Here is a 19,579-nt window from a genome sequence, read left to right as displayed (position 1 = left end):
CCGTGGATCGCCTTTGCCGGGCTGGGCGCCGTGCATTAGGAGGCGGGGGAGGGGGGCATGCGGCATCGGTCGGCCTTCCAAGCGGTCTTCGATCAGGCGGGGCGCCTTATTGCGACTGATGCGCACTTGCGTCCAGTCCCCTTTATCGATGCCTCCCCCGTCACGCGGCGGGCTCGGCCGCCGGGGCGGCGCGATCGGCATCCCCCGGCATGGCGCGGCCGGCCTTGGTCTCCGGCATGGCCAGCAGCACCAGCAGGAAGGTGGCCAGCCCCACGGCGCCCAGCCCGGCAAAGGCGATCCACGGCCCCAGCCAGGCGGCGACCAGCCCGGCGGCGGCGGTGCTGACCGTGGCGCCGATGCCCACCGCCAGGCCGAACAGCCCCATGCACAGGTTGAAGCGGTTGGTGCCCCGCGTCAGGTCGGCGGCGATCAGCGGCACCAGCACGGCGAAGACGCCGGCGGTCAGCCCGTCCAGCGCCTGCGACGCCAGCAGCACCGGCGGGCCGCTCAGCATCGCCAGCAGCGCGCCGCGCACCGGCAGCACCGCCACCCCCGCGAGCAGCAGCAGGCGGCGGCCATGCTGCTCGGCCAGCCGGCCGATCCAGGGCGAGATCATGGCGACCACCACCTGGCTGACCACCAGCCCGCCGGCGACGAACAGGTTGGCGCGCTCGCCCGCCTCCTGCGTCATGCCGGCGCTGGCCAGCGGCAGCATGGCGGCGTTGGACAGGGTGAACAGCAGGCAGCAGCCGGCGAAGACCAGCACGCCGCGCTGCAGCAGCAGGTCCTTGATGCCGCCCTCGCCGCTGCCGCTGCCGCGGGCGCGCTTCACCCGCTCCGCCAGGTCCTTGGCCGAGATCAGCTGCAGCGACAGGATCGCCGGGATGGTCAGCGCCGCGGTGAACCAGAACACCGCCTCGCCCGAGACATAGGCGCCGGTCAGGCCGAGCAGGGCGGCCGCCGCCGCATTGCCCAGCGAGGCGTAGCGGCCGTTGCGCCCGAGCCGCTCGCTCAGCTTCTTGCGGCCGACGAGGGCCAGGCTGATGGCGGCCAGCGCCGGCACCAGCACGCAGCTGGCGAAGCCGTGCAGCACTTCCGCCGCCAGCACCGGCCAGGTGGAGGGGAACAGCGCCAGCAGCACCGCGCTGCCGGCGATGGCCAGCAGCGCCAGCAGGGCGGCCAGCCGCTTGTGCGGCGTGGCGTCGACCAGCATGCCGGCCGGCACCTGGCTGAGCATGGCGGTCAGGCTGCCGACGCTCAGCGCCAGGCCGATCTCGGCCTCGGTCCAGGATTTGGCGGTCAGGTAGACGGCGATGAAGGGACCGAAGCCGGTCTGCACATCCGCCGCGAAGAAGGTCAGCCAGTCTAAGCCGCGCTGGCTGCGTTGAGAGGCCATGGATCAGGAACGCTCCGCCGGGTGTTGGCGCGGCGCCTGGCGTGCTTGGCCAAGTCCGTGCTTCCGGTCAACGATGCTGCACCCCTGCCGGTTGCCATCGGGTGAGCGCCGGCGGTTGCGTGCCCCGCAAGCCGCCGGTGCAGCCCGCCGGTGCAGCCCTGCTCAGGCCGCGCGGACCTGGTGGACGAAGTCGTTGACCTCGGCGCGCAGCTTGTCCGACTGGCCGGACAGCGCGGTCGCGGCCGACAGCACCTCGCCGGCGGCCGAGCCGGTCTGCTGCGCGCCGGCGCTGACCGAGGCGATGTTGACCGTCACCTGCTCGGTCGCCTGGGCGGTCTGCTGCACGGTCCGCGCGATCTCGGCGGTGGCGGCGGTCTGCTCCTCCACCGCGCTGGCGATGCTGACCGTGGTGCTGCTGACCTCGGCGATGGTGGCGCTGATCCCCTCCAGCGCGCCCACCGCCTCGCGGGTCGCGGCCTGGATGGTGGCGATCTGCACGCCGATCTCCTCGGTCGCGCGGGCGGTCTGGCTGGCCAGGTTCTTCACCTCGGAGGCGACGACCGCGAAGCCCTTGCCCGCTTCGCCCGCGCGCGCCGCCTCGATCGTGGCGTTCAGCGCCAGCAGGTTGGTCTGGCTGGCGATGCTGCTGATCAGGCCGACCACCTCGCCGATGCGCTGGGCATTCTCGGCCAGCGCCCGCATGGCGCCGTCGGTGCGGCGGGCATCCTCCACCGCGCGGGCGGTGACGCCGCTGGCCTGGGACACCTGGCGGCTGATCTCGGCGATCGAGGCCGAGAGCTCCTCGGCCGCCGCCGCCACCGTCTGCACGCCGCGGCTGGATTCGCCGGCCGCGACCGAGACCCGGCCGGCCTGGTCGTCGGTGGCGCCCGCGGTGTCGGACATGCCGCGCGCGGTGCCCTCCAGCTGGCCGGCGGCGCTGGCCAGCAGCGAGACCAGCGCGCCGACCCGGCCCTCGAAGCCCTGCACCAGATTGGCCAGGGCCGCCGCGCGCTTTTCCTTCACGGCGCGCTCGGCGGCCTGTTCCTCCGCCAGGCGGGCGGCGGTCTGCAGGCCGCTCCGAAAAACCTCGGTGGCGGCGGCCATGCGGCCGATCTCGTCGCCGCGGCCGAGGCCGGGGATGGCCACCGCCAGCTCGCCGGCGGCCAGGCGCTGCATGGTGGCCGTCATGGCGCCGATCGGGCGGATCACCCGGCGGCTGACCAGCAGCAGCCCGCCCAGCATCAGCGCCAGCGCCGCCAGCAGCACCAGCCCCGACAGGGCCAGCGCGGTGGTGGCGGACGACGCCTCGGCATCGGCGCGCGCCACCAGCTCGCGCAGGGCCAGGAGAGACACCTCGCCGACGGCGGTCACGTCGCCGGCGCTGGCGCGCTGGAAATCGGCCAGCGGCATGGCCGGGCGGCCGGCGGCCAGGTCGTCGGCCACCGCGCGCTGGCGGGCGATGAAGGCGCCGGGGAAGCGCTCGGCCAGCGGCGCCAGCGCGTCGCGCAGGCTCTGCGGCATCTCGGGGCGGGCGGCGATGGCCTGGGCCTGGGCCCACATGGCGGCGACCTGGCCGCGCAGCTCGGCCGCCGTCGCGACCTCGGCCGGCGTCGGCGCGCGGCGGGCGGCCAGCAGCACCTCGGACATGCCGCCGATGCCGCCGGCGGCGAGCCGCGCGCCCCAGACCGCCTGCTTCATCCCCAGCAGCTGGCCGATGCCCGGATTGGCGCGCAGGATGATGTCGGTCAGCGCCGCGTCGGCCCGCGTCAGCGCATCCAGATAGGCCTGGGTCTCGCGCGCGGCGGCGGCGGAGGCCTCGGCCTCGCGGCTGGCCCCCGTCACCGCGCTGTCGACCCGGCCGCGCAGCGCGGTCATGGCCGCCTGCGCCGAGGCCAGGGCGCCGGTCAGCCCGGCATCGAGCTGCGCGCTGGCCATGCGGCGCTGCGCCTCGGCGAAGGCGGCGTTCGCCCGGCCGCGCAGCTCGGCGATGCGGGTGGTGGCGGCGGCATCGGCCGGGCCCTGGCCGGCGAGGGCGGCCAGCATGGCGGCGCGCTCGACGCGGGCGGCGTTCAACGTGTCGAACAGCGCGGCATCGATGCGCGACAGGGTGGCGACCCGCTCGGCCTGGCCGCGCGCCTGCCAGCCATGCCAGACATCGGCGCCGCTGGTGGCCACGCCCAGCACGCCGAGCGCGCCGATCACCGCGCCCAGAATGCCCCGCACGGACATGCCGCGCACCGACATGCCCCGCGCTTTCGTGCTCTCCACCATGCCATCCCCTTTTGGGCCTGCCCCCCTGGGGGGCGCCGCTCGTCGAAAGCTTTGTCCAGAGCGTGGGGTTTAGGGAAAGGGTGCTGACATTTAATTAACCATTCTCGCGATTCGAGACGGGACAGACTGGGATGCTTGACGGCCGTCCTACTAGAAGGTAGGCAGACGGCATGGGCAGCCTCCAGACCCCCTCGACCACTGCTGACGACATCCTGGCCTGCGCCCGCGGCCTGATCGTCGAGGGCGGCTACAACGGCTTCAGCTATGCCGACATCGCCGCGGTGGTCGGCATCCGGAAGGCCAGCATCCACCACCATTTCCCGACCAAGGTCGAGCTGGTCCGCAGCCTGGTCGCCCGGCACCGGGAGGCGGCGGCGGCGGGCATGGCGATGCTCGAGGCCGAGATCCCCGACCCGGCGGCGCAGCTGGGCGCCTATCTCGGCCATTGGCAGGCCTGCATCGCCGATGCCGGCCCGCCCTTCTGCCTCTGCGCCCTGCTGGCCAGCCAGCTGCCCGCCTTGCCGGAGCCGGTGGCCCTCGAGGTGCAGGCGCATTTCCGCGCGCTGTCACGCTGGCTGGCGGCGGTGCTGGCGCGCGGCGCGGCGCAGGGCCGGCTGCGCCTGGCGGCCAGCCCCGCCGAGGAGGCCGAGGCCTTCATGGCGACCGTCCATGGCGCGATGCTGTCGGCGCGGGCCTATGGCGACCCGTCGATCTTCGCGGCGGTGACCCGGCCGCTGCTGGCCCGCCTCGCCGCGCCGCTCGCGGCGTGAGCGGCCGGCGCGGCGTTTTTTTGGCCTTTCAACCTACCTACTAGAAGGGAGATGTCATGTTCGGAATCTCGCCGCCCGGCTGGCTGCACACGCTCGGCAGCCTGCCCGCCATCCCGCTGGCCCTCTACATGTTCGCCCGCCACGGGCGGATCGTGCCGCGCTCGCTGCCGGGGCTCGGCTATCTCGTCGCCATGCTGATCGGCGGGCTGACCGTCTTCCTGGTGGCGCACCAGGCGGCGGGGCATGTCATCGGCGCGGTGACCCTGCTGCTGCTGCTGGCCGGCTATGGCGTCGGCCGCGTCCCGCGCCTCGGCGCCGCGGCGCGCTACCTGGAGACCATCCTGCTGAGCCTGACCGCCTTCCTGCTGATGGTGCCGACGGTCACCGAGATCCTGCGCCGGGTGCCGGACGGCCATCCCTTCGTCACCGACCCGGCCTCGCCGCTGCTGCTGGGCGCCCAGGCCAGCCTGCTGGCGATGCTGGTCATCGGCCTCTCGGCCCAGATCCTGCACCTGCGCCGGGCCTCCCGCCGCCGCGCATGACGGCGTTGATGTATGACGTCATACAATGCTACCGCTTGGGCTTCCTTGAGAATCAGGGGAGGAACCCAGAATGAACAAGATGACGCAGCGGCGCGGGTTGTTGGGCGCCGGGCTGGGGCTGGGCGCCGCCATGCTGGCGGCGCCGGCGCGGGCGCAATGGACGCCCACCGAGCGCTATCCCGATCCGGCGATCCGCATCCTCGACCCCAGCTTCGCCCGCTATCGCCTGGCGGCCGGCGCGGTCGAGCGGCTGTGGACCGGCGGCCGCTGGTCGGAAGGCCCGGTCTGGATGGGCGACCAGCGCGCGCTGATCTGGAGCGACATCCCGAACAACCGGCTGCTGCGCTGGAGCGAGGTTTCTGGTCGTGTCGAGGAATTCCGCAAGCCTGCCAACTTCGCCAACGGCAATGCGCGCGACCGCCAGGGCCGGCTGATCACCTGCGAGCACCTGACGCGCCGCGTCACCCGCACCGAGTTCGACGGCGCCATCACCGTGCTCGCCGACAGCTTCGACGGCAAGCGGCTGAATTCTCCCAATGACGTGGTGGTCAAGTCGGATGGCAGCGTCTGGTTCACCGACCCGCCTTTCGGCATCCTCGGCCATTACGAGGGCGAGCCCGCGCCGGTCGAGCTGCCCACCAGCCTCTACCGCATCGACCCCGCCAGCCGCGCCGTGACCCTGGTCACCGACCGGCTGAACCGCCCCAACGGCCTGGCCTTCAGCCCGGACGAGAAGCTGCTCTATGTCATCGAGGGCGGGCTGACGCCGCGCGTCATCCGCAGCTTCGACGTCAACCCGGACGGCCAGGGGATCGGCGCCGGCCGCGCTTTGGTCACCTGCGCCGAGGGCGAGACGCCGGACGGCTTCCGCGTCGATGTCGACGGCAATCTCTGGTGCGGCTGGGGCATGGGCAGCGACGCGCTGGACGGGGTGCGCATCATCAACCGCGACGGCAAGCCGATCGGCCATATCGCCCTGCCGGAGCGCTGCGCCAACCTGGCCTTCGGCGGCCGGCACCGCAACCGGCTGTTCATGGCGGCCAGCAAGTCGCTGTATTCGATCTACGTCAACACCCAGGGCGCCGCGCTGGTCTGAGCGACGCGGCCCGCGTAGAACCGTCGCGCCATCGGCGCGACGGGAACTGACAGAAAAATGGAGCGGCTGGACTGCGACCGGATGTTCATCGCGGTGCTGGAGACGGGCAGCTTCGCCGCCGCCGCGACCCGTCTCGGCACCAGCTCCGGCCAGGCCTCCAAGCTGGTGGCGCGGCTGGAGGCGCTGCTCGGCGTCCAGCTGATCAAGCGCACCACCCGGGCGCTGGCGCCGACCGAGCTCGGCCAGGCCTATTACGAGCGGCTGCGCCCGCTGCTGACCGAGTTCGAGGCGCTGGACGCCTCGCTGCGCCAGGCCTCGGGCGCGCCGGCCGGGCGGCTGCGGCTCTCGGTGCCGATCAGCTTCGGCACGGCGCAGCTGGCCCCGGTGCTGCTGGATTTCGCCGCCGCCTATCCGGCGATCGAGCTCGACGTGCATTTCTCCGACCGGCCGGTCAGCCTGGTCGATGAAGGCTTCGACGCCGCCATCCGCATCGGCCAGCCGGAGGATAGCAGCCTGATCGCCCGCCGGCTCTGCGACATCCGCGTCGCCTGCGCGGCGTCGCCGGCCTATCTCGCCGCGCATGGCACGCCGGCGACGCCCGCGGACCTGGCGGCCCATGCGCTGATCATCGACAGCAACCTGCGCGACCCGTCGCATTGGCGCTTCGCCGGCGGGATCAACCTGGCGGTCGCCGGCCGGCTGCGCTTCTCCAACGCCGAGGCCTGCAGCCGCGCCGCCGAGGCCGGCTTCGGCATCGCCCGCCTGCCCAGCTTCGTCGCCGGCCCTGCCTTCCGCGCCGGCCGGCTGCTGCCGCTGCTGCGCGACGCCGAGCCCCTGGCCTTCGGCCTCTACGCCCTCTACCCCCCGGCGCGGCAGCTGGCGCTGAAGCTGCGGGTGCTGGTCGACTTTTTGGCAAAAGCCTTCGCCGCCACGCCGCCCTGGGACCAGGGCTGGTGATCCCTTCCGCAATGGAAGAAGTAACCCCCGTTTTCCGCGGCTAATCCCGTGGATCGGAAGCGGGCATCCTGCGGGCAACCTTGCTCATGGAGCCCGCCGCGATGACCACCGATCCCCGCACCGCCCCCTATGCCGCCCTGCTGCTGCGCCTGTCGCTGGGCGGGCTGTTCCTGGCCCATGCCGGGCTGAAGTTCTTCGTCTTCACCCCCGCCGGGACGGCCGGCTTCTTCGCCTCGCTCGGCCTGCCCGGGTGGCTGGCCTATGTGACCATCCTTTGGGAGGTCGTCGGCGCCGCCGCGCTGATCCTGGGCGTCTGGCCGCGGCTGGCCGCCCTCGCCATGATCCCGGTGCTGCTCGGCGCCATCGCCACCGTGCACGGCCCGGCCGGCTTCTTCTTCACCAACCCCAAGGGCGGCTGGGAATTTCTGGCATTCTGGATCGCTGCCCTGGTCGCGCTGGCCCTGACGGGTGACGGCGCCCATGCCCTCCGCCCGACCCCGCTGCGCCGCGCCGCCTGAAGGAAACGGACAGAAAAATGACCAACCGCCTCTTCGCCCCGCGCATCGGCCAGGTCACCCTGGTCGTGCATGACCTGGACCAGGTCAGCGGCTTCTACCAGCGCATCCTTGGCCTTTCGCTGCTTTCGGCCGGCGGCGGCGAGGCCATCCTCGGCGCCGGCGCCACCCCCTTCCTGACGCTGCGCCAGGACAAGGCGGCCCGCCGCAGCGCGCGCCGCGAGGCCGGCCTGTTCCACACCGCCTTCCTGCTGCCGGAACGCGCCGATCTCGGCCGCTGGCTGCGCCACATGGCCGGCACCGGCCAGCGCATCGCCGGCGCCTCCGACCACGCGGTGTCGGAAGCGATCTACCTGTCGGACCCCGAGGGCAACGGCATCGAGGTCTATGCCGACCGTCCCGAGGCGGAATGGCGCTGGCAGGACGGCCAGGTGACCATGGGCACCGAGCCGCTGGACCTGCAGGCGCTGATCGCCCTGGGCGACGGGCCGGCCTGGACCACGGCGCCGGAAGGCACCCGCATCGGCCATGTCCACCTGCAGGTCGGCGATATCCCCGCCGCCGAGGCCTTCTATGCCGGCAGCCTCGGCTTCGGCATCACCGCGCGCTACCAGGGCGGCAGCTTCTTCGGCGCCGATGGCTACCACCACCAGCTGGCGGCCAATGTCTGGAACAGCGCCGGCGCCGGGCGTCGCGACATGCCCTGCACAGGGCTGGCGGAAGTCGAGCTCATCGGGCTGCCCGAGGCCCGGCATGAAGACCCTTGGGGCACCACCATCACCACGACAGAAAGCTGAGGCCGGGACCAGGGATCGCCCCGCGCCAGGCGAGAGGCGCGCGCTCCGTCCCGGCGACGGCGGCGCGGGGCCTTCGCGGCATTCCCGCCGCCTTGCCGGGGCAGGGGGCGCGGCCCATGCTGCGCCGCATGCCCCTGCCCAGCATCGACGCGACTCCCGGAACTTCCAGTCTCCGGCAAAAACCTTGACCAGCGGGGCCAGGCCGCGCTGGCAATCGGCGCTCGGCGTCACCCTGACCATGCAGACCGCCGCCGCCGCCCTCGGCCAGACCCTGCCGGTGGTGGCGCCGGTGATGACGGATGCCCTCGGCCTGTCCGGCCAGAGCATCGGCTACCTGGCCGGCCTCGGCTCGCTCGGCACCGCGCTGTTCCTGGCCTGCGGCGCGCCGCTGCTGCTGCGCTGGGGGCCGGTGCGCACCTTGCAGCTGGGCGTGGCGCTGGCCGGCTGCGCCATCGGCCTCGCCGCGCTGGGCTGGGCGCCGGTGCTGTTCGCCGCCTCCCTGCTGCTGGGCATCGGCTATGGCCCGACGCCGCCGGCCGGCAGCCGCATCCTGGCGGCCACCGCCCCGCCGCGGCACCGCACCCTGATCTTCTCGGTCAAGCAGGCCGGCGCGCCGCTCGGCGCGGTCATCGCCGGCCTGGTCGGGCCGGCGGTGGCGCTGCGCCATGGCTGGGAGGCGGTCTGCCTGCTCGGCCTCGCCTTCGGCCTGGCGGCGGGGCTGGTGGTGCAGCCCTGGCGCGCGACGCTCGATGCCGGGCGCGAGGCCCGCCGCCCGATCGGCCCGCGCGCCCTGCTGGCGCCGAGCAACCTGGCGGCCCCCTTCTCGGCGCTGTCGCTGCACCCGATGCTGCTGCCGCTGGCGCTGCTCAGCGGCGCCTTCGCCTGCCTGCAGGGGTCGCTCTTCGCCTTCGTCGTCACCTGGCTGGTGGCCAAGCACGGGCTGTCGCTGACCGAGGCCGGGCTGATCTTCGCCGTCATGCAGGGCAGCGGCGTCACCGCCCGCCTGCTGCTGGGCTGGGTCGCCGACCGCAGCGGCCGGCCGAGCCTGGTGCTGGCCGTCCAGGCCTTCGCCGGCTCGGCGCTGGCGGCGGTCTTCGCCCTCGCCCCGGTGGGGACGCCCGCCTGGCTGCTCGGCACCCTGGCCGCCGGCTGCGGCTTCGTCGCCGCCAGCTGGAACGGCATCTCGCTGGCCGAGGTCGCCCGCGTCGCGCCAGAGGGCCGCATCAGCGACGCCACCTGCGGCGTCACCCTGGTGGTTTTCTTCTGTTATTTCGCCGCCCCCTTCGCCTTCGCCCTGATGGTCGCGGCCTTCGGCTGGACCCTGCCGCTGCTGGTCATGGCCGCCCTGCCGGCCGCCATGGGCCTGCCGATGATCCCCCGGCTGCTGAGGGGCTGAGAATCGGCTTGTTCATGTTCTGTTCTTGGTGGTAGCTCTGGAGCACCGCCAAGGAGGACATGATGCGCATGGCTTCTGCGATGACCCCGCCCCCGCTTCGCGCCGGGGGCGCGCTCGCCACCCCGCTCTCGCATTGGGCCGCCTGGTCGGTCCGCTACCGCTGCGCCGATCCCGGCTGCCAGCCGGGGCTGCCGCTGCCGGTGGCCGGGCTGCTCGCCGAGCGCGGCGCGCTGTCGCTGCGCGCCTTCGCGGGCAGCCTGCGCTGCGCCGGCTGCGGCCAGGCGGCGGCCGATGTCTCGCTGCGCCGGGCCTGCCCGGGCGGCGAGGTGATCCAGCCCGTGCAGGGCTGCGCCCTGTCATGACCACCCCCTTCGCGACCATGAGGAAGATCCCGATGTCCGAGCCCCGCGTCCCGCTGCGCCTGGCCGACCCGGCCGAGATCGCCGGCCAGATTTCCCTGGCGCTGCGCTATGACGAGCGCGGCCGCAGCCGCCCCGTCGCCCCCGGCAAGGTGCTGGGCGAGTTCGTCGCCGACCAGACCGCCGAGGCGGTGCTGCGCATGCTGGAGCGCGGCGGCTATGTCATCATGAAGACCCCGGCCCCGGCGACCCTGCCGGCGCAATGATCGGGGGGTGATCGGGGCGGCAGGAGGGCGCCTCCTGTCGTCTTGTCCGACAAGTCCTTGACCGGAATCTTCCGGCATCGTCACACTTCCCCGACCAAGAAAGTCGACGCCCGCAAACGGGGCCGGGAAGGCGGCTGCCGCCTTCGCCAGGACCCCGAGGGCCAGGGAAGGGGATCGAGGCATTGCAGCTTTCGGACAGAGTGACCGGGGCCTTCCTGGTGGCGCTGGGCGGCTTCTCCGTCTACGGCGCCAGCCTGCAGCCCGGGGTGCCCGGCCAGGATGTCGGGCCCAGCGTCTTCCCGACCATCATCGGCCTCGGCCTGGTCGGCTGCGGGGCGCTGATCCTGCTGCGCGTCGGCCACAGCTTCGAGGCGCCCGAGGACGTCATCCCGCCCGCCGCCGGCGAGGCGGTGCCGCAGCCGCCGCGCTTCGCCGAGCTGCGCGCCTTCATCCCGCCGCTGCTGCTGGTTTTTTACACGTTGGTGGCGGATTGGCTGGGCTTCCTGCCGACGGCCGCCACGATGGTGCTGGTGGTCGCCCTGGCCCTCGGCGCCAGCTGGCGGCTGGCGCTGCCGCTGGCGGTCCTCGCCCCGCTCGGGATCGCCACGATCTTCATGAAGCTGCTGCGGGTGCCGCTACCCGACGGCCTGCTGCCGCTGCCCTGGTGATCCGGCGATGAACGACCTCATCGAAGGCTTCCGCCTCGTCGGCCAGATGGATGTGCTGATCGCCATCCTGGCCTCCTCGATCTACGGGCTGGTGGTGGGCTCGCTGCCCGGGCTGTCGGCCACCATGGCCACCGCCCTGCTGGTGCCCGTCACCTTCTACCTGTCGCCGATCGCCGCGGTGGCCACCATCATCTCCGCCTCGGCCATGGCGATCTTCTCGGGCGACATCCCGGGCTGCCTGCTGCGCATCCCAGGCACCCCCGCCTCGGCCGCCTACACGGACGAAGCCTATGCCATGACCCGCAAGGGCCAGGCGGAGCTGGCGCTGGGCACCGGGCTGTGGTTCTCGGCGGTGGGCGGCATCGTCGGCACGCTGTCGCTGGTGATCATGGCGCCGCTGCTGGCCGAGGTGGCGCTGAACTTTTCCTCCTATGAGTATTTCTGGCTGGCGGTGCTCGGGCTGATGTGCGCGACGCTGGTGGCGCGCTCCTCGCCGGTGAAGGCCATCGCCTCGATGCTGCTCGGGCTGCTGGTCTCCTGCATCGGCATGGAGAACCCGGCGGGCGCGCCGCGCTTCACCTTCGGCATGGCCGACCTGCTGGGCGGGATCGAGCCGCTGCCGGCCCTCGTTGGCGTCTTCGCGCTCTCCGAGGTGATGCGGGCGCTGGCCACCTTCGACCCGCCGCCGCTGCCCCGCCGCAAGTTCGGCAGCATCATGGCCGGGCAGTGGAAGCTGACCAAGCAGTACCAATGGCCGATGTGGCGCGGCAATGTCATCGGCATCATCATCGGCGTGCTGCCGGGGGCGGGCGCCGACATGGCCGCCTGGGTCAGCTACGCCATGTCGAAGCGTTTTTCGAAAACCCCGGAAAAATTCGGCACCGGCCACCCCGAGGGGCTGGTCGAGGCGGGGGCGAGCAACAACGCGTCGCTGGCCAGCGGTTGGGTGCCGGCGCTGCTCTTCGGCATTCCGGGCGACACCATCACGGCGATCGCCATCGGCGTGCTCTACATGAAGGGGCTGAACCCGGGGCCGACGCTGTTCACCGAGCGGGCGTCGAGCATGTACGCCCTCTACATCATTTTTATCCTCGCCAATATCATCATGATCCCGCTGGGCATCATCATGATCCGGCTGGCGGCGCATGTGCTGCGGGCGCCGCGCGCCTCGATCATGCCGATCATCCTGATGCTCTGCGCGGTCGGCGCCTTCGCCACCGGCAACAACATGTTCTCGGTGCTGCTGGTCGGCTTCTTCGGCGTTGTCGGCTACGTCATGGAGCGCAACGGCTATCCGGTCGCCGCCCTGGTGCTGGGCATCGTCATGGGCTCGATGGTGGAGCAGAGCTTCGTCACCTCGCTGATCAAGTCGGACAACAGCCTGCTGCCCTTCATCGACCGGCCGATCTCCAGCGTGCTGGCCGCCATCACCGCCGGCGCCCTGCTGTGGCCGGTCGGCGCCTGGCTGCTGCGCCGCCGCGCCCGCAACCGGCCGACGCTTCAGCGCCCCGCGTAATCCTGGCTGACGGCCGCGCTTTCGTTCATAGTTCGAGATGAACCGGCATCCATGCCGGAGCCATGAAAACGACAGAAAAACACAGGAAGGAAGCACCATGTCCCCATTCTCCCGCCGGACGCTGCTCGGCGCGGGCGCCGGGCTGGCGGTCGCCCCGCTGGCCGCGCCCGCCCTCGCCCAGCCGCGCTACCCGGTCCGACCGCTGCAGCTGATCTGCCCCTGGGGCGCCGGCGGCGGCACCGACGCCACCGCGCGCATCGTCGCCGCCCTGCTGGAGAAGGAGCTGGGCCAGCCGGTGAACGTGGTGAACCGCACCGGGGGCTCGGGCGTGGTCGGCCATGCGGCGCTCGCCAGCGCCAATCCGGACGGCTATTCGATCGGCATCATCACGGTCGAGATCGCCATGATGCACTGGCAGGGGCTGACCGAGCTGACCCATGCCAACTACACGCCGCTTGGCCTGGTCAACCGCGACGCGCCGGGGGTGCAGGTCAGCGCCAGCTCGCCCTACAAGGACATCAAGGCGCTGGCCGAGGGCATCAAGGCCAGCCCGCCGGGCCGCCTGAAGGCCTCGGGCACCGGGCAGGGCGGCATCTGGCACCTGGCGCTGGTGGGCTGGCTGCAGGCGATGGGGCTGAAGCCCGACCATGTGCGCTGGGTTCCCTCCAACGGCGCGGCGCCCGGCATGCAGGACCTGGTGGCCGGCGGCATCGACATCGTGCCCTGCTCGATCCCCGAGGCGCGGGCGATGCTGGATGCCGGCCGCGCCCGCAGCCTGGCGATCATGTCGCCGCAGCGCGACCCGCAATTCCCGGATATCCCGACGCTGAAGGAGAGCCTGGGCGTCGACTACCAGACCGCGGTGTGGCGCGGCATCGGCGCGCCGCTGAAGCTGCCGGCCGAGCATGCTGCCTTGCTGACCGGGGCGCTGGAGAAGGTCTACAAGTCCGACCAGTATTCCGAGTTCATGAAGGCGCGCGGCTTCGGCATGGACTGGGCCGACGGCGCCGGCTTCGGCAGGGTCATGGCCGAAACCGACGCCGCGATGGGCGTGGCAATGAAGGCCGCCGGCCTGGCGAAGACCTGATTGACAGAAAGAGAAGGGGGCGCGGGGGAATTCCTTCCCCCGCTGCTTGCTTTCTTTTGGTTGTCATTCGTTGCCCCCTGGCGGTCCATGCTGCAACGCGTCAAAGGGTGGGTTTACGCCCGGGACGTTGTTCATGGACCGCACGATGACGCAGGGCATCCTGCTGGCTTTCCTTGCTTATCTTGCCTATGCGGTCTCGGATGCCTCCGTGAAGCTGCTGGAGGGCTCGATCAGCGCTTACGAGGCGGTGTTCTTCGGCGCCGTCTCCGGCATGGTGGCGATCCCGTGGGTGAAGCGCCCCGGCGAGCGCTACCGCGACATTTTCCGCGCGAAGAACCGCATCATGTGGGGCGTGCGCGCCGGCGCCGCGGCCACCGGCAGCCTGGGCAGCGTGGTGGCCTTCACCCATCTCTCCATGGCCGAGGCCTTCTGCCTGTTGTTCCTGATGCCGACCTTCGTGACCATCCTGTCGGTGGTGTTCCTGCAGGAGCAGGTGGGCTGGCGGCGCTGGGGGGCGGTGCTGCTGGGCTTCGCCGGCGTGCTGGTGGTGCTGCGCCCGGGCTTCCGCGAGCTCAACATCGGCCATGTCGGCGCCGTGGTCGGCGGGCTGTCGGGGGCGATCACCGTGGTCACGCTGCGCGCCTTCGGCCAGACCGAGAAGCGCATCTCGCTCTATGGCGCCGGGCTGATCGGGCCGATCCTGGCCACCGGCCTGCTGATGCTGCCGGGCTTCGTCTGGCCCAGCCCGCTGCAATGGCTGTGGATCCTGGGCTATGGGCTGCTGGCGGCCACAGGGAATATCCTGGTGATGCTGGCCTCGGCGCGGATCCCGGCCAGCCTGGTGGCGCCGGCGCAATACAGCCAGATGATCTGGGCGATCCTGTTCGGCTACCTGGTCTTCGAGGACCATCTGGAGCCGATCATGGCGGTGGGCGTCGCCATCATCCTGTTCTCCGGCGTGCTGACCTTCAAGCGCGAGCGGGTGCGCCGGCCGAAGGGCTGGAGCCGGGTGCCGCCGGTCCACCCCCAGTAATTCCCCGGCGGATGTGTCCGGGTCTGGCGGCAGCGTGAGGGCGGCCCGCATTCCCTGAGGGCGGCGCGGTTCCTTGTCCTGGGCGCCAGGGCGCCAGGGCGCCAGGGCGAAGGCCGCGGCGCGGGAGGGCAATGCCGCGCGCTCTGCCGAGGGGGCGGTGGCCATGTTTCGCCAGCAGGCCGGGCTGGACCCGCGCAGCCTGGTGCCGGACGCCCGGGGGTTCCACCGCGGAAGCTAAGCACACCCTCCGGTTGCCGCTGGCCGGGCCGCATGGCAGATTGCCGCCCCGCCCGGCGGCTTCCTTGCCCGGGCGAGATGGTTGACGGGTGCTGGAAATCGATGGCGCAGGGGCGACAGGGCGCAGGCGCGGCCGGTGAATCACACGCCCTCCGCTTCGGCGGTTTCACCCTGTGGCCGGCCCGGCACCTGCTGACGCAGGATGGCGACGGGCAGGATGGCGACGAGCAGGCGGTGCCGCTCGGCAGCCGCGCCCTGGCGCTGCTGGTGGCGCTGACCCGCCAGCCCGGCGAGATGGTCGACAAGCGGCAATTGATGGCCGAGGTCTGGCCCGGCCAGCAGGTCGACGAGAGCAACCTGCGCGCCCAGGTGGCGACGCTGCGCCGGGCGCTGGCGCAGGATCCGGCGCTGGCGCGCGCCATCCTCAGCATCGCCGGCCGCGGCTATTGCTTCGTCGCCCCCGTCCGGTCGGATGCCGGGGCCGTGCCGGCGCCCGCCGCCGAGCCCCGCCCGCTGCCGCCGCCGCCGGCGCGGCTGGCCCCGGTGGTGGGGCAGGAGGCGACCATCGCCGCGCTGGCCGCGGAGCTCGCCCGGCGCCGGCTGGTGACGCTGACCGGCTCGGGCGGCATCGGCAAGACGACGCTGGCCATCGCCGTGGCGCAGGCCAGCGGGCTGCCGGTCTGCTTCATCGACCTCGGCAGCCTGGCCGATCCGGCGCGGCTGCCCAGCCGGCTGGCCGCGGCGCTGGAGCTCGGCGGCGGCGGCGACCTGCTGGTCAGCGTGGCCGCGGCGCTGCAGGCGCGCCCGGCGCTGCTGCTGCTGGACAGCTGCGAGGCGGTGATCGACGCCACCGCGGCGGCGGCCGAGGCGCTGCTGCGCCAGGCGCCGGGCCTGCGCATCCTGGCCACCAGCCGCGAGCCGCTGCGCGTCGAGGGCGAATGGAGCTACCGGCTGCCCTCGCTCAGCGTGCCGCCGCAGGGCGGGGCGCGCGATGCCGCGGCGCTGCTGGCCTTCCCGGCGGCGCAGCTGTTCCTGCAGCGGATGCAGGCCGCCGGCGCCCGCGCGCCGCTGCGCGATGCCGAGGCCCCGGCGCTGGCGGACATATGCCGCCGGCTGGACGGCATCCCGCTGGCCCTCGAGCTCGCCGCCGGCCGCGCCGCGCAGCTCGGCATCGAGGGGCTGGCCGAGCGGCTGGACGAAAGCTTCGCCCTGCTGATGCAGGGCCGCCGCACGGCGCTGCCGCGGCACCAGACGCTGCGCGCCACGTTGGACTGGAGCCACCGGCTGCTGGCGCCGGCGGAGCAGGGCTTCCTGGCCCGGCTGGCCATCTTCAAGGGCCCGTTCAGCCTGGAGGCGGCGCTGGCGCTCGATGCCCGCTGCCGTGGCCTGACGCCCGAGGCGGCGCGGCGCGGCGAGGCGGAGACGGTCGGACGGCTGGCCGACTTGGTGGAAAAATCCTTCATCCTGGCCGAGCCCGGCCCGGCCGGCATGCGCTACCGCTGCCTCGACGTCACGCGCGCCTATCTGCTGGGCCGGCTGGCCGAGGATGGCAGCCTGCCGCGGCTGGCGGCCTGCCATGCCAGCTGGCTGCTCGACCTGCTGGAGGCGGCGGCGCCGCTCTGGGAAAGCCGCCCGCCGGTCGAGCTGCGCCGGCTGCTGGCGCCGCATCTGGACAATCTGCGGGCGGCGCTGGACTGGAGCCTGGGCGAGGGCGCGGCCGAGCCCGGCGCGGTGGGCACCGGCCTGGCGCTGTCGGTCGCCGCCGCGCCGCTCTGGGCGCTGCTCGGCCTGGTCGAGGAAAGCCGCCGCCGGCTGGAGCTCGCGCTGGCCGCGCTGGCCGGCGCGCCGGAAACCCCGCCGCGGCTGGCGATGCGGCTGCACGCGGCCTTCGGCACCACGGCGCTGCTGATGGGCGACGTGCCGGCCCAGGCGCGCGGCTGGCAGGGCACCCTGGCCCTGGCCGGGCAGCTGGACGACCAGGAGCACCGGCTGCGCGCGCTGAACGGGCTGACCGTGGTCGCCATGGACCAGGATTTCCGCGCCGCGCTGGCCATGGCCGAGCGGTTCCGCGCCGAGGCGGCGACCGCCCCCGACCCGAACGATGCCGCCATGGCCGACCGGCTGGTCGGCTATGTCCTGCACAATCTGGGCGAGCAGGCCGAGGCGCGCCGCCTGACCGAGCGGATGCTGGCGCGCTACACCCGCCGCCCGGTCGCCTCGCATCTGGGGCGGATGAACTATTTCGACCAGCGCATCCTCTCGACCAGCACCCTGGCGCAGATCCTGTGGCTGCAGGGCCAGCCGGACCGGGCGCTGGCCCTGGCCAATGCGGCGGTCGAGGATGCGCTGACGCTGGACCATCCCTTCTCGCTGGGCTTCGCCGTCTTCTACGCCGCCCTGCCGGTGGCGCTGCTCTGCGGCGGGCTGCGCCATGCGGCGCCGGCGCTGGCCCTGGTGCAGGACCGGCTGGGCCAGCACGCCGTCTGGCAGCCGCGGCGCGAAATCTTCGCCGGGCTGGAGGCGATCCGCGCCGCCGGCGAGGAAGGCGGCTCGGCGGCGGAGGGCGTGGCGCGGCTGGCGGCGGCGCTGGCCGGCATGTCGCCCACCGCCATCGCGCTGCGCTCCGGCCAGATCCGCGGCGGGCTGGCCGAGGGCCTCAGCCTGACCGGCCGCCATGCCGAGGCGCGGGGCGAGATCGACGCCATCCTCGAGCGCACCCGCGGCAACCACGACCATTGGTACGAGCCGGAGCTTCTGCGCCTGCGCGCAGACATCCGGGCGCGGGCGGGGGAGGCGCCGGGGCTGATCGCGGCCGACCTGGCGGAAGGCCTGCTGCTGGCGCGCCGCCAGCAGGTGCCCGGCTGGGAGCTTCGCCTGGCCACCAGCATTTTTTTCCACTTCGCCGAGGGCGCGTTGCCGCCGGTATTGGCCGAGCTGGCGCCCGAGGGGGCGGCGGCGTTGCTGCGCCAGGCGCTGCGCGCCATCGAGGGCGGCGCCGCCACCGCCGACCACCGCCGCGCCACCCTCCTGCTCGGCGGCACGCGGAAAACCCTGACCGCGATCGCCGATGACCGTGCGTGAGGCCTTCGCGATCTTGCTGCTGGCAGCAGCGCTGTCGGCGCCAGCGATGGCGCAGCCGGCGGCCGGTCCGACCATCGGCCTGGCGGCGCCGCCGACCAGCTTCGACCCGCATTACCAGACCCATGCGCCCAGCTTCGCCCTGCAGCGCCATGTCTTCGAGACGATGCTCGACTGGTCGCCGGAGGGCGCGCTGCTGCCGCTGCTGGCGCGCGAATGGGCGCCGCTGGAGACGGGCCATGGCTGGGAATTCCGCCTCGACCCCGCCGCCCGCTTCCAGGATGGCAGCCCGGTCACCGCGGAGGATGTCGCCGCCAGCCTGCAGCGGGCGCGCACCCTGCCGAACAGCCCCTCGCCGCTGACGCCCTTCTTCCGCGACATCCGCGCCGTCGAGATCGTCGATGCCCGCACCCTGCGGCTGACGACCGACGGGGCCGTGCCGCTGCTGCCGACCAACATGACCACGCTGATGGTCATCCCCGCGCGCCTGGCCGCGGCCGCCACCGGCGCCTTCAACGACGGCAGCGCCGCCATCGGCAGCGGCGCCTGGCGCCTGGCGCGGTTCCGTCCCGGCGAGGGCGCGGTGCTGCAGGCCGATCCCGGCTGGTGGCGCCCGGCCGCCGAGCACCCCGCCTGGCCCCAGCTGTCGCTGCGCGCCATCCCGCAGGACGCCGCCCGGGTCGCGGCGCTGCTGGCCGGCGACGTCGCCCTGATCGAGGCCGTCCCGCCGCGCGATTTTTCTGTCCTCGACGCGCGCGACGATGTCGCGCTGGCGCGGGCGCAGAGTCCGCGGCTGATCTACATCGCCCTCGACCAGCGCGACGCGGTGCCCGACGGCGTGCTGGACGCCGATGGCGCGCCGCCACCGCGCAATCCGCTGGCAGACGTCCGGGTCCGCCGCGCCCTGTCGCTGGCCATCGACCGCGACGCGCTGGTGGCGCAGGTGATGCAGGGCGAGGCCCGCGCCACCGGCCAGCTGCTGCCCGCCGACAGCGTCTCGGCCGATGCCAGCCTGCCGCCGCCGGCGCTGGACCGCCCCGAAGCCCGCCGCCTGCTGGCCGAGGCCGGCTGGCCGCGCGGCTTCCGCCTGACCCTGACCGGGCCGCAGGACCGCTATGTCAACGATGTCGAGACGCTGCAGGCGGTGGCGCAGATGTGGGGCCAGGTCGGCGTCGCGACCGAGGTGCAGACGATGCCGAATGCGGCCTGGCTGCCGCGCTTCGTCCAAGGCCGCTTCGCCGCCTCGCTCTCCGGCTGGCTCGGCCTGTCGGGCGAGCCGCAGAGCTACCTGACCGCCATGCTGGCCAGCCGCGACCGGGCGCGCGGCCGCGGCAGCTTCAACCCCGGCGGCTATGCCAATCCGGCGCTGGACGCGCTGATCGATCGCGCGGTGGAGACGCCCGGCAGCGACGCGCGCCAGGCGCTGTGGCGGCAGGCGGTGCGGCTGGCGGTGGTCGACGATGCCGCGCTGCTGCCGCTGCTGCACGGGGTCAATGCCTGGGCGATGCGGCGCGGCCTGGCGTTTGCCGCCCGGCGCGACGGGCTGACCATCGGCACCGGGTTGCGGCCGGCTCCTTGATGGAACCATTTGCGAA

At 73.2% G+C, this 19,579-nt stretch carries 17 protein-coding genes; 15 read left to right on the top strand and 2 right to left on the bottom strand.

The annotated features are described in order from the left end of the window. Window positions 1-160: 160 nt before the first annotated feature. Window positions 161-1,396: an MFS transporter gene (locus GVN67_RS04905; protein ID WP_159993374.1), complete on the bottom strand. Its 1,236-nt coding sequence runs from the start codon at window positions 1,394-1,396 to the stop codon at window positions 161-163. Window positions 1,397-1,558: 162 nt separating this feature from the next. Beyond that, entirely contained in the window at window positions 1,559-3,667 is a 2,109-nt protein-coding gene (locus tag GVN67_RS04900) for a methyl-accepting chemotaxis protein (RefSeq protein ID WP_159993373.1), read from the bottom strand. A 170-nt stretch (window positions 3,668-3,837) separates the two neighbouring features. On the opposite strand from GVN67_RS04900, the gene GVN67_RS04895 reads away from it, so the two are divergent. The 15 genes from GVN67_RS04895 to GVN67_RS04825 all read left to right on the top strand — a co-directional run bounded on the left by GVN67_RS04895 (window position 3,838) and on the right by GVN67_RS04825 (window position 19,563). Beyond that, window positions 3,838-4,437, top strand: coding sequence for a TetR/AcrR family transcriptional regulator (locus GVN67_RS04895; protein ID WP_159993372.1), 600 nt, complete (start codon window positions 3,838-3,840; stop codon window positions 4,435-4,437). Between the two features lie 56 nt (window positions 4,438-4,493). Further along, entirely contained in the window at window positions 4,494-4,979 is a 486-nt protein-coding gene (locus GVN67_RS04890; RefSeq protein ID WP_159993371.1) for a hypothetical protein, read from the top strand. Between the two features lie 130 nt (window positions 4,980-5,109). After that, window positions 5,110-6,075, top strand: a complete 966-nt coding sequence (locus GVN67_RS04885; protein WP_159993389.1) for an SMP-30/gluconolactonase/LRE family protein — start codon at window positions 5,110-5,112, stop codon at window positions 6,073-6,075. A 57-nt stretch (window positions 6,076-6,132) separates the two neighbouring features. Continuing rightward, on the top strand, window positions 6,133-7,032 hold the full coding sequence (locus tag GVN67_RS04880) for a LysR family transcriptional regulator (RefSeq protein ID WP_159993370.1): 900 nt from the start codon (window positions 6,133-6,135) through the stop codon (window positions 7,030-7,032). Between the two features lie 101 nt (window positions 7,033-7,133). After that, entirely contained in the window at window positions 7,134-7,550 is a 417-nt protein-coding gene (locus tag GVN67_RS04875) for a DoxX family protein (protein WP_159993369.1), read from the top strand. 17 nt (window positions 7,551-7,567) lie between these two features. Continuing rightward, complete coding sequence (locus GVN67_RS04870) at window positions 7,568-8,344, top strand: VOC family protein (RefSeq protein ID WP_159993368.1); 777 nt, start codon at window positions 7,568-7,570, stop codon at window positions 8,342-8,344. A gap of 184 nt (window positions 8,345-8,528) precedes the next feature. Then, complete coding sequence (locus GVN67_RS04865; RefSeq protein ID WP_159993367.1) at window positions 8,529-9,740, top strand: MFS transporter; 1,212 nt, start codon at window positions 8,529-8,531, stop codon at window positions 9,738-9,740. 68 nt (window positions 9,741-9,808) lie between these two features. Beyond that, a complete protein-coding gene (locus tag GVN67_RS04860; protein WP_159993365.1) occupies window positions 9,809-10,102 on the top strand; it encodes a hypothetical protein in 294 nt (97 codons plus the stop codon). 32 nt (window positions 10,103-10,134) lie between these two features. Beyond that, on the top strand, window positions 10,135-10,365 hold the full coding sequence (locus tag GVN67_RS04855; protein WP_159993363.1) for a hypothetical protein: 231 nt from the start codon (window positions 10,135-10,137) through the stop codon (window positions 10,363-10,365). A 200-nt stretch (window positions 10,366-10,565) separates the two neighbouring features. Beyond that, window positions 10,566-11,033, top strand: coding sequence for a tripartite tricarboxylate transporter TctB family protein (locus GVN67_RS04850; RefSeq protein ID WP_200845134.1), 468 nt, complete (start codon window positions 10,566-10,568; stop codon window positions 11,031-11,033). A 7-nt stretch (window positions 11,034-11,040) separates the two neighbouring features. After that, entirely contained in the window at window positions 11,041-12,549 is a 1,509-nt protein-coding gene (locus GVN67_RS04845; RefSeq protein WP_159993359.1) for a tripartite tricarboxylate transporter permease, read from the top strand. Window positions 12,550-12,646: 97 nt separating this feature from the next. Further along, window positions 12,647-13,636: a tripartite tricarboxylate transporter substrate binding protein gene (locus GVN67_RS04840; protein WP_159993357.1), complete on the top strand. Its 990-nt coding sequence runs from the start codon at window positions 12,647-12,649 to the stop codon at window positions 13,634-13,636. A gap of 133 nt (window positions 13,637-13,769) precedes the next feature. Next, window positions 13,770-14,669: a DMT family transporter gene (locus GVN67_RS04835; protein ID WP_200845133.1), complete on the top strand. Its 900-nt coding sequence runs from the start codon at window positions 13,770-13,772 to the stop codon at window positions 14,667-14,669. A gap of 339 nt (window positions 14,670-15,008) precedes the next feature. After that, entirely contained in the window at window positions 15,009-17,987 is a 2,979-nt protein-coding gene (locus GVN67_RS04830; RefSeq protein WP_159993355.1) for a winged helix-turn-helix domain-containing protein, read from the top strand. Next, window positions 17,974-19,563 (top strand): ABC transporter substrate-binding protein, encoded by a 1,590-nt coding sequence (locus GVN67_RS04825; RefSeq protein WP_159993353.1) that lies wholly within the window; start codon window positions 17,974-17,976, stop codon window positions 19,561-19,563. The genes GVN67_RS04830 and GVN67_RS04825 overlap by 14 nt, the downstream gene beginning before the upstream one ends. The last annotated feature ends 16 nt before the right edge of the window (window positions 19,564-19,579 follow it).

This window comes from Roseomonas sp. 18066, from assembly GCF_902706185.1.
Classification (GTDB): Bacteria; Pseudomonadota; Alphaproteobacteria; order Acetobacterales; family Acetobacteraceae; genus Pseudoroseomonas.
This window is presented reverse-complemented; position numbering and strand designations above follow the sequence as displayed.

Bases quoted from the DNA above. Each gene is read 5' to 3' on its own strand.
- GVN67_RS04905 (WP_159993374.1), bottom strand. From the start codon at position 1,396: ATGGCCTCTCAACGCAGCCAGCGCGGCTTAGACTGGCTGACCTTCTTC.
- GVN67_RS04900 (WP_159993373.1), bottom strand. From the start codon at position 3,667: ATGGTGGAGAGCACGAAAGCGCGGGGCATGTCGGTGCGCGGCATGTCC.
- GVN67_RS04895 (WP_159993372.1), top strand. From the start codon at position 3,838: ATGGGCAGCCTCCAGACCCCCTCGACCACTGCTGACGACATCCTGGCC.
- GVN67_RS04890 (WP_159993371.1), top strand. From the start codon at position 4,494: ATGTTCGGAATCTCGCCGCCCGGCTGGCTGCACACGCTCGGCAGCCTG.
- GVN67_RS04885 (WP_159993389.1), top strand. From the start codon at position 5,110: ATGCTGGCGGCGCCGGCGCGGGCGCAATGGACGCCCACCGAGCGCTAT.
- GVN67_RS04880 (WP_159993370.1), top strand. From the start codon at position 6,133: ATGGAGCGGCTGGACTGCGACCGGATGTTCATCGCGGTGCTGGAGACG.
- GVN67_RS04875 (WP_159993369.1), top strand. From the start codon at position 7,134: ATGACCACCGATCCCCGCACCGCCCCCTATGCCGCCCTGCTGCTGCGC.
- GVN67_RS04870 (WP_159993368.1), top strand. From the start codon at position 7,568: ATGACCAACCGCCTCTTCGCCCCGCGCATCGGCCAGGTCACCCTGGTC.
- GVN67_RS04860 (WP_159993365.1), top strand. From the start codon at position 9,809: ATGGCTTCTGCGATGACCCCGCCCCCGCTTCGCGCCGGGGGCGCGCTC.
- GVN67_RS04855 (WP_159993363.1), top strand. From the start codon at position 10,135: ATGTCCGAGCCCCGCGTCCCGCTGCGCCTGGCCGACCCGGCCGAGATC.
- GVN67_RS04845 (WP_159993359.1), top strand. From the start codon at position 11,041: ATGAACGACCTCATCGAAGGCTTCCGCCTCGTCGGCCAGATGGATGTG.
- GVN67_RS04840 (WP_159993357.1), top strand. From the start codon at position 12,647: ATGTCCCCATTCTCCCGCCGGACGCTGCTCGGCGCGGGCGCCGGGCTG.
- GVN67_RS04835 (WP_200845133.1), top strand. From the start codon at position 13,770: ATGGACCGCACGATGACGCAGGGCATCCTGCTGGCTTTCCTTGCTTAT.
- GVN67_RS04830 (WP_159993355.1), top strand. From the start codon at position 15,009: ATGGCGCAGGGGCGACAGGGCGCAGGCGCGGCCGGTGAATCACACGCC.
- GVN67_RS04825 (WP_159993353.1), top strand. From the start codon at position 17,974: ATGACCGTGCGTGAGGCCTTCGCGATCTTGCTGCTGGCAGCAGCGCTG.